The sequence below is a fragment of the Cupriavidus yeoncheonensis genome (genome assembly GCF_905397275.1).
Taxonomy (GTDB): Bacteria; Pseudomonadota; Gammaproteobacteria; order Burkholderiales; family Burkholderiaceae; genus Cupriavidus; species Cupriavidus yeoncheonensis.
Genome location: NZ_CAJPUY010000031.1, coordinates 47,206 through 55,365, shown reverse-complemented (window position 1 = coordinate 55,365; position 8,160 = coordinate 47,206). Strand labels below are relative to the sequence as shown.

5 protein-coding genes and 1 rRNA gene are annotated in these 8,160 nt (G+C 65.0%); 3 read left to right on the top strand and 3 right to left on the bottom strand.

Features of this window, described 5'->3' with window-relative positions:
* The 3 genes from KHO22_RS29260 to KHO22_RS29250 form a co-directional block, all read right to left on the bottom strand.
* Positions 1-99, bottom strand: a 16S ribosomal RNA gene (locus KHO22_RS29260); the annotation flags it as partial.
* A 521-nt stretch (positions 100-620) separates the two neighbouring features.
* Positions 621-1,322 (bottom strand): hypothetical protein, encoded by a 702-nt coding sequence (locus KHO22_RS29255; RefSeq protein WP_230427077.1) that lies wholly within the window; start codon positions 1,320-1,322, stop codon positions 621-623.
* Positions 1,323-1,554: 232 nt separating this feature from the next.
* On the bottom strand, positions 1,555-2,820 hold the full coding sequence (locus KHO22_RS29250; RefSeq protein WP_338031376.1) for a sensor domain-containing diguanylate cyclase: 1,266 nt from the start codon (positions 2,818-2,820) through the stop codon (positions 1,555-1,557).
* A 629-nt stretch (positions 2,821-3,449) separates the two neighbouring features.
* Between KHO22_RS29250 and rpoD the strand changes: the two genes are divergently transcribed.
* From rpoD to KHO22_RS29235, 3 genes are all read left to right on the top strand, one after another.
* On the top strand, positions 3,450-5,411 hold the full coding sequence (gene rpoD / locus KHO22_RS29245) for an RNA polymerase sigma factor RpoD (RefSeq protein ID WP_211950669.1): 1,962 nt from the start codon (positions 3,450-3,452) through the stop codon (positions 5,409-5,411).
* Between the two features lie 314 nt (positions 5,412-5,725).
* The gene (locus KHO22_RS29240; protein WP_211950668.1) at positions 5,726-6,316 is read left to right on the top strand and encodes a DUF2760 domain-containing protein; all 591 of its coding nucleotides are present in this window, start codon (positions 5,726-5,728) and stop codon (positions 6,314-6,316) included.
* Positions 6,313-8,160 carry an Hsp70 family protein gene (locus KHO22_RS29235; protein ID WP_211950667.1) on the top strand — a complete coding sequence of 616 codons (1,848 nt, stop codon included), beginning with the start codon at positions 6,313-6,315 and terminating at the stop codon, positions 8,158-8,160. Before KHO22_RS29240 ends, KHO22_RS29235 begins: the two co-directional genes overlap by 4 nt.

The following is an 8,160-nucleotide window of genomic DNA, read 5'->3' as shown; positions in this document are numbered from 1 at the left end:
CCACTCGCCACCAGGCCGAAGCCCGTGCTGCCGTTCGACTTGCATGTGTAAGGCATGCCGCCAGCGTTCAATCTGAGCCAGGATCAAACTCTTCAGTTCAATACCTGTGTGTCCCTTGCGGGACTCGCTCTTTCGAGCGGTCGCTCACTCTCAGAAAACTGACTGACCAGATCCGAAAATCCAGTCACGTTTTACTGTGCGAGCACTGTATAACTTTTGAGCTAAAAGACCGAAGCCTTTCGCATCCGCTATCAAGCGCCCACACTTATCGGTTGTTTGATTGTTAAAGAACGTGCTGCAGTTCGCTTTGCTTACTGCGTCGCTGCGTTGTCAGCAGCGAAGGAACGAGACTATAAAGAATTTTCTGCGGTGAATCAAGCTCTTCGAGAAATTTCTTTTTCCCGGCTATTTTGCCGCCGGGGTCATTCCTGCAAATTGCCTTTGCCCTTGCCGCTTTGCAGCGAAGGCTCCAGCAGAAGGGAGCGAATACTAATCGCTTGCCCCCTGACTGGCAAGTTATTTCATGAAAATGGCAATAAGAGACTTTTTGAACACAAAAATACCTCTGAGACCTTCTGCCGGGACCCAGTCCCCGGATTAGGCGCCTTCAGGGCACTGCACTATTGCGCCGGGTCCGAGGCGTCCGACAGCGGTTCGACCACCGTGGTTTCAATGTGCTGGACCTTGCCGTCCTCGGACACGTCCTGGCGCATGACCATGCCCCTGGTCGGGCAATACCAGTCCGTGACCTGCATCCGCGTGGGCTTCGTCGCGATCTGGTCGCCCGCGACAACCATTGGCCCCAGGGAAGTCGTGCGGACATACTCGATCGGCACGCATTCCGACCGGCCCAGCGCGGTCCGGATGAACTCGCGCTTGCCGACACGGCGCGATGTCACCGAAACGGTCGCATGCGGAGCGACGAACTTGCCCACTTCCTCGCCGGAATCGCGCGAAAAGATGGTGAAGGACGCGCTGGCGTCCACGGATTGACCGGGAAGCACGTCGCCTTCGCGCAGCGGCAGGCCCCGATACTGGTAATCAAACAGGCCCAGCCCGTCAACGGTGGTCGTGCCGTAAAGGCGCGCATAGCGTCCCCACGCATTGACGGTTGCCTGGCCCGAAACACTGGCGGGCGAGCCATGCTCCGCAGGCCGCAGCAGCACGCGTTGCTGCTGCTCGGTCACGACCGGCGGCCCCATCAAGGCAGCCAGCGCGGTCTTGGAGTGGATTTCAATGTCGGCCTGGCAGCCCGCATCGGTCGGCAAAGGCGGCTTCAGTATGGCCCGGCGCGACAGCGGCATCGTACCGTCGGCCTCCATCTGTATGCGTGCTCCACGCGGGAACCACATGGTGCGGCAGACGTTCGCAGGGTCTTGCGCCGCAGGCTCCTCCGCCCATGCGGACTGCGCCGCGGCCGCGAGAACGCCCGCGAGCACACAGGTCAGACCGCGCCGGAATGAAATCGAACCGCGCTGCACTGGACGATTCAGGAAGGATGTACGCGCATTGCGCATGGTCAGGATACCCTGTTGATTGCCGCCCCTGAACGCGTCAGGACTCGATCCGGTTGCGACCGCCCTTCTTCGCACGGTACAGCGCAAGGTCACTGCGCGACAACGGGGCTTCCGCATTCGTATCCGCCGCCGTCATGAGCGTGACGCCGATGCTGACGGTCAGGTCGATCCGCTGCTCATGCTCGATCAGCGGGTACTCGGCAGTACGCTGCTGGATCCGCCCGGCAACGCCGATTGCGGCGCGCAAATCGGCGCTGTCGAGCAGGATCCCGAACTCTTCGCCGCCGAGGCGGCCCGCCATGTCGCCGGGCCGCAATTGCGCGCGCAGGATACTGCCAAAGTGACGCAGCGCGCGATCGCCGACGCCATGCCCCCAGCGGTCGTTGATCGACTTGAAATGGTCGAGATCGCACATCATGAGCGCCAGGCCGGTGCCGCGGCCGCCCTGCAGGCTTGCCAGCCGCGCCTCGATTTGCGTCATGAAATGCCGCCGGTTCGGTAGCCCGGTCAGGCTGTCGATGGTCGCGAGTTCCTGCAACTCGGCTTCGATGCGCTTGCGCTCGGTCACATCCGTGATGAACCCATGCCACAGGACGCTGCCATCCGGCAAGCGCTGCGGCCTGGCATCCCCTTGCCGCCAGCGCAGCCCCTGCATCGGCAATTGCACACGGTACTCGAGATGCCACGGTGAGAGCTGGGCCGCCGAAGCACCAAACGAGGCACGATAGGCGGCCAGATCGGCAGGATGAATCAAGGCATCGATGCACGACGCGTCGGCTGCCACCTGGGCCGGGGTCAGCTCGTAGATATCCCTGATACCGGCGCTCGCGTAGGAGAAAAACGAACGCCCTCCGGGCAGCGTGCGGTACTGGAACACCAGCCCGGGCACTTCGTTCGTCAGGTTCGTGATCAGGTTGACGGCTTCGCGCAGGCCCTCCGACATCGTACGCAGCGACGTAATGTCGGTGGTCGTGCCGACCATGCGCAACGCCCGGCCCGTACTGTCGCGGTCCACGACCTTGCCGCGGCTGCAGACCCACTTGTAGCTGCCATCCCGGCACCGGATCCGATGTTCGACCTCATAACTGTCGCTGCGGCCGTCGAAGTGGGCCTGCATCGTCGCCTTGACGTACTCAAGGTCGTCGGGATGAAGGCGGAGGTAGCTGTCCTCGATCCGGCTTGACACTTCCGAGTCGGCATAGCCGAGCATGGATTTCCAGCCGCTTGAATAGTGGATTTCGCCCGTCGCAACGTGGCGATCCCAGATTCCGGTGCCGCTGCCCGCGATGGCGAGCGCAAGCAACCGTTCACGCTTGCGCAGCGACTCGAATTCCTCCCGGAACTGCGCTATTGGCTGCGCGATTGGCTCCGATACGGTCGTCGGTGCGTCTGCAGATGTCGGCGGTACAAGCATTACAGGCGTCCGGGAGGGGATCTGAGCGCGAGTATACATGGGCCGATCCGCCACTTGCGAGTGTTGCGCGTTGGCGTTGCGTCACATAGCGAATCAATTGTTGTCTTACCCAGAATCCTGACCGGAGGTATACTGCTAGGTTGCCGCAGCGAGTCCCGGGGTATCGGGTGAGGCTGTATTCGGGGGCCGTCCGCGCTTCGGGGTCCTGATTTGGCGTCGCAATGACTGCAGGGCTTACCGCCCGTGCTGTCGGTGCGGCCGGCGAAATGGGGCGCAAACAGGTTGTGAACGTCGGGGTTGCTGCCGGCCCATCCGGGCCCAATTCCTGGCATCCACGCCGAACATGCTGCAACGCACCAAACACTGTACAATATGCGCCCCCTGCTCTCCGGACCATATGGCCCGAATTTGGCTCATTGCCACGCCCGCCAGTCCGATGCCTTGACAGCAGGCCAGAAAACGCACGCAATGAGTGCGCGCTGCAATCAAAACGCGATTCACGAAGGAAACAGCAGTAGATGACGAGCGGTCCACAACGAACGGCTGCCAAAGGCCGCGAAGCAGGTACGGTCAAAGCCCTTGGCGCCTCGGCGGAATCCATGTCGCCGGACGAAGTCAACGCGCGCAGCCAGCAGTTGCGTGCCCTGATCCAGCTGGGAAGGCAGCGTGGGTATCTGACCCACGCGGATATCAGCGACCATCTGCAAGAGAACTTCACCGACACGGCGGCGATGGAAAGCATCGTCACCACGTTCGCCGAAATGGGCGTGAAGATCTTCGAGCAGACGCCCGATGCCGAGACGCTGCTGCTCAGCGACAACGCGGTGGTGGCGTCCGACGACCAGGCCGATGAAGAGGCCGAGGTGGCCCTTTCGACCGTGGACTCGGAGTTCGGCCGGACCACCGATCCGGTGCGCATGTACATGCGCGAAATGAGCTCCGCCACGCTGCTCACGCGCAAGGAAGAAGTCGAGCTCGCCAAGCGGATCGAGGAAGGCCTGAACAATATGGTGCATGCCATCTCGGCCTGCCCATCCACGATCGCGACCATTCTCGAACTGTCGGGCCGGGTCGCCAGCAATGAAATGGGCATCGACGACCTGGTCGATGGCCTCAGCGACGAAAGCGGCGCCGATGTCGTCGTGACCGCAAGCGCCGACGACGGCGACGACGACAGCACCGACACGTCGGACGATGGCGATGGCGACGCGGAAGACGACGACACCGACGAAGGCAGCGCGCAGCAGAGCGCCGAAGCCGACCTCGCGAAGCTGCGCGACGAATGCCTGAAGCGCTTTGCCCGCGTTGCCGAGCAGTTCGAGCGCATGCAGCAGGAAAACGCCACCAACGGGGCGGACTCGAAGGGGTTCGTGACCGCCAGGGATACGGTGCGCGAGGAACTGCGCGCGATCCGCTTCACCGCGAAAACCATCGAACGCCTGTGCGCCGACGTCCAGTCCATGGTCGACGATGTGCGCGTGGTCGAGCGCCAGGTGGTCCAGTTGATGGTCGAGCGTTGCGGCATGGACCGCGAGGACGTCATCGCGCGCTTCCCCGGCAACGAAACCAACCTGAGCTGGGGCCGCGACCTTGCCGCCGAATCCCGCCCGTACAGCGCTGCCGTGTCGCGCGCACTGCCTGACCTGGAAGCCCATCAGCAGAAGCTGATCGACATCCAGGCCCGTGCGGTACTGCCGCTGCCCGAGCTGAAGTCGGTGAACCGCAAGATGCTGACCGCCGAGCGGCAGATGCGCCAGGCCAAGCACGAAATGACGCAGGCCAACCTGCGCCTGGTGATTTCGATCGCCAAGAAGTACACGAACCGCGGCCTGCAGTTCCTGGACCTGATCCAGGAAGGCAATATCGGCCTGATGAAGGCCGTGGACAAGTTCGAGTACCGCCGCGGCTGGAAATTCTCCACGTACGCGACCTGGTGGGTCCGCCAGGCGGTGACGCGCGCGATTGCCGACCAGGCCCGCACGATCCGCGTCCCGGTCCATATGATCGAGCAGATCAACAAGCTCAACCGCCTGTCGCGCGAGCTCATGCAGCAGACCGGCAAGGAACCCGATCCGGCCGTGCTCGCCGAGCGCATGGACATGCCCGAGGAGAAGATCCGCGCGATCATGAAGATCGCCCGAGAACCGGTCTCGATGGAAACGCCGGTGGGTGAAGACGGTGACACCAGCCTCGGCGACATGATTGCCGACTCGGACACCGCGACGCCGGCCGACGCCGCGCTCCAGGCCAGCCTGCGCGAAGTCGTGCGTGAAATGCTCGACGAACTCACGCCGCGCGAAGCCAAGGTACTGCGCATGCGCTTCGGCATCGACATGGCGACCGACTACACGCTGGAAGAGGTCGGCAAGCAGTTCGATGTGACGCGTGAGCGGATCCGCCAGATCGAAAGCAAGGCCATGCGCAAGCTGCGTCATCCGAGCCGGGCCGATCAGCTGATCACCTACCTGCGGGACGCCTGAGCGGCACCCAGGCGGGCGCCTTGCGGCTAGCAGGTCGCCCGTGGGGACGAAAGAAGACTGCCGGCAGCCCTTGGGCTGCCGGTTTTCACATGTTCCGCCACCTCCACGCGCACGGTGGTGGGTGGCCGGTGCACGGCTGAATGGCCGGCTGACATATTGGTTGGTGCAAAATCCCGGCTGGAATATCCGACTTGCCGTGCATGGCGTATCCGCCAGCGCAATGGCTTTCCGATGACCGGTTCGCGTGCCCCATCCGCTACTCGCCGTGGCCGGAGGACAGCTCGTCCTTCAACAGAGCACACAGGAGTTTTTCCATGACTGACTCGAACATCCCATTCCTCGGCAGGATTTCGCTTGCCGTGGGGACCTTCTTTGCGATCCTCGGAAACGGCGAACTCGCCGCGAACGTGCGGCGCCTGCGCACGGGCGGGACGGACGGATATCCCGCCGCTGCCCCCGCACCCGTGGCAGCGCCCGCCCCGACTCCGGCCGCTGCGCCCGCACCCGCCCCGGCATTGAAAGAAGCGAGTCCCGTGGCGGCGCTGCAGCTGCTGGGCCTGCTCCAGCGCGATGCGCGCTTCATCGACTTCGTCGAGGAAGACATTGCCGGCTATACCGATACCGAGATCGGCGCCGCCGCGCGGCTGGTGCACGACGGCTGCCGTGCCGTCCTGCGCGAGCACTTCACGATCCGTCCGGTGCGCAACGAAGCCGAGGGTAGCCGCGTCACGCTGGCTGACGGCTTCGACGCGACCGCCGTCCGCCTGACGGGCAATGTGGTCGGCAGCGCGCCGTTCCACGGCAGCCTCAGCCATCGCGGCTGGAAGGCCGACGAAGTGCGGCTGCCGCGCGTGGCCGAACGCCATGACGCCACCGTCATCGCCCCTGCCGAGGTGGAGCTATGAGCGACGCGCGCTATTCCATCGGCATCGACCTGGGCACCACGCACAGTGCCCTGTCCTACGTCGACCTGACCGGCAGCGACGGCGAGAAGATCACCCAGAGTGTTCTGCCGATCCCGCAGCTCACCGGCCCCGGTGCGACGGAAGCGCGGGATCTCCTGCCTTCGTTCCTCTATTTGCCGCACGAGAGCGAACTGGCTCCGGGCGACCTGGCGTTGCCGTGGAACGCCGCGCGTGAATTCGCCGTGGGCGAACTGGCCCGCAGCCGTGGTGCCGGCACGCCGATCCGCCTGGTTTCGAGCGCGAAAAGCTGGCTGTGCCATCCTGGCGTGGACCGCCGCGCCGCCATCCTGCCCAACGATGCGCCAGCCGAAGTGCCGCGTATTTCGCCGCTCGACGCTTCGGTGCGCTATCTCACGCACCTGCGCGAGGCGTGGGACCACGCGCACCCCGGCGCGCCGTTTGCCGAACAGGACGTCACGGTAACGATTCCTGCGTCGTTCGACCCTGCCGCGCGCGAACTCACGGCGGAAGCCGCCGCCGCGGCGGGTTACGCACGCATGACCCTGCTCGAAGAACCGCAGGCCGCCCTCTATAGCTGGATCGAGAAAAGCGGCGGCCAGTGGCGCAAGCAGGTGAAGGTCGGCGACATCATCCTCGTCGTGGACGTTGGCGGCGGCACCACCGACCTGTCGCTGATCGCGGTGATCGAGCGCGACGGCAACCTGGAACTGCATCGCGTCGCCGTCGGCGAGCATATCCTGCTCGGCGGCGACAATATGGACCTGGCGCTGGCCCACGTGGTCGCGCGCAAGCTCGCGGCGCAAGGTACACAGGCCGATCCGTGGCAGCTGCGCGCACTGACCTATGCCTGCCGCGCGGCCAAGGAAACGCTGCTCACGGACCCGACCACCGACTCGGTGCCGCTGGTCGTGCCGAGCCGTGGCTCCAAGCTGATCGGCGGATCGATCCGCACGGACCTGACCCGGACCGAGCTGACCCAGATCATCCTGGAAGGCTTCTTCCCGCAAGTGGACGCGTCGGCCCGGCCAGTGAGCCGCGCGCGCGTCGGCCTGACGCAGCTCGGCCTGCCCTATGCGCAGGATGCGGCGGTCACCCGCCACCTGGCCGCCTTCCTCGGCCGCCAGGTCGGGGCGCTCGCCGAGCTGGAAGGCATGCAAGCCGCGCAGCCGGCCGGCGCGACCTTCCTGCACCCGACCGCGGTCCTCTTCAACGGTGGCGTGTTCAAATCCGGCCTGCTGGCGGACCGCATCCTGCAGACGCTGAACGGCTGGCTCGCCTCGGAAGGCGCAGCGCCGGCACGCCTGCTCGGCGGCGCCGAGCTGGACCTGGCCGTGGCGCGCGGCGCCGCTTACTACGGCTATGTGCGGCGCGGCAAGGGCGTGCGCATCCGCGGCGGCACTGCGCGCTCGTACTACATCGCCGTGGAATCATCGATGCCCGCCGTGCCGGGGTTCGAGCCGCCGATCCAGGCGCTGTGCGTGGCCCCGTTCGGCATGGAGGAAGGCACCGAGGCCGAACTGCCGCCGCAGGAATTCGGTCTGGTGGTGGGCGAGCCCGTCCACTTCCGCTTCTTCGGCTCGTCGGTGCGCCGCCAGGACCAGGTCGGCGCCCTGCTGGACTTCTGGAGTGCCGAAGAACTGCAGGAACTGGAGGAAATCCAGGCCACCCTGCCGGCCGACGGCCGCACCCCCGGTGACGTGGTGCCGGTCCGGCTGCACGCGCGCGTGACCGAAGCCGGCACGCTCGAACTTGAAGCCGTGCCGAGTGGCGGCAGCGAGCGCTGGAAGGTCGAATTCGACGTGCGCGGCAGCGCGGATGCTTGA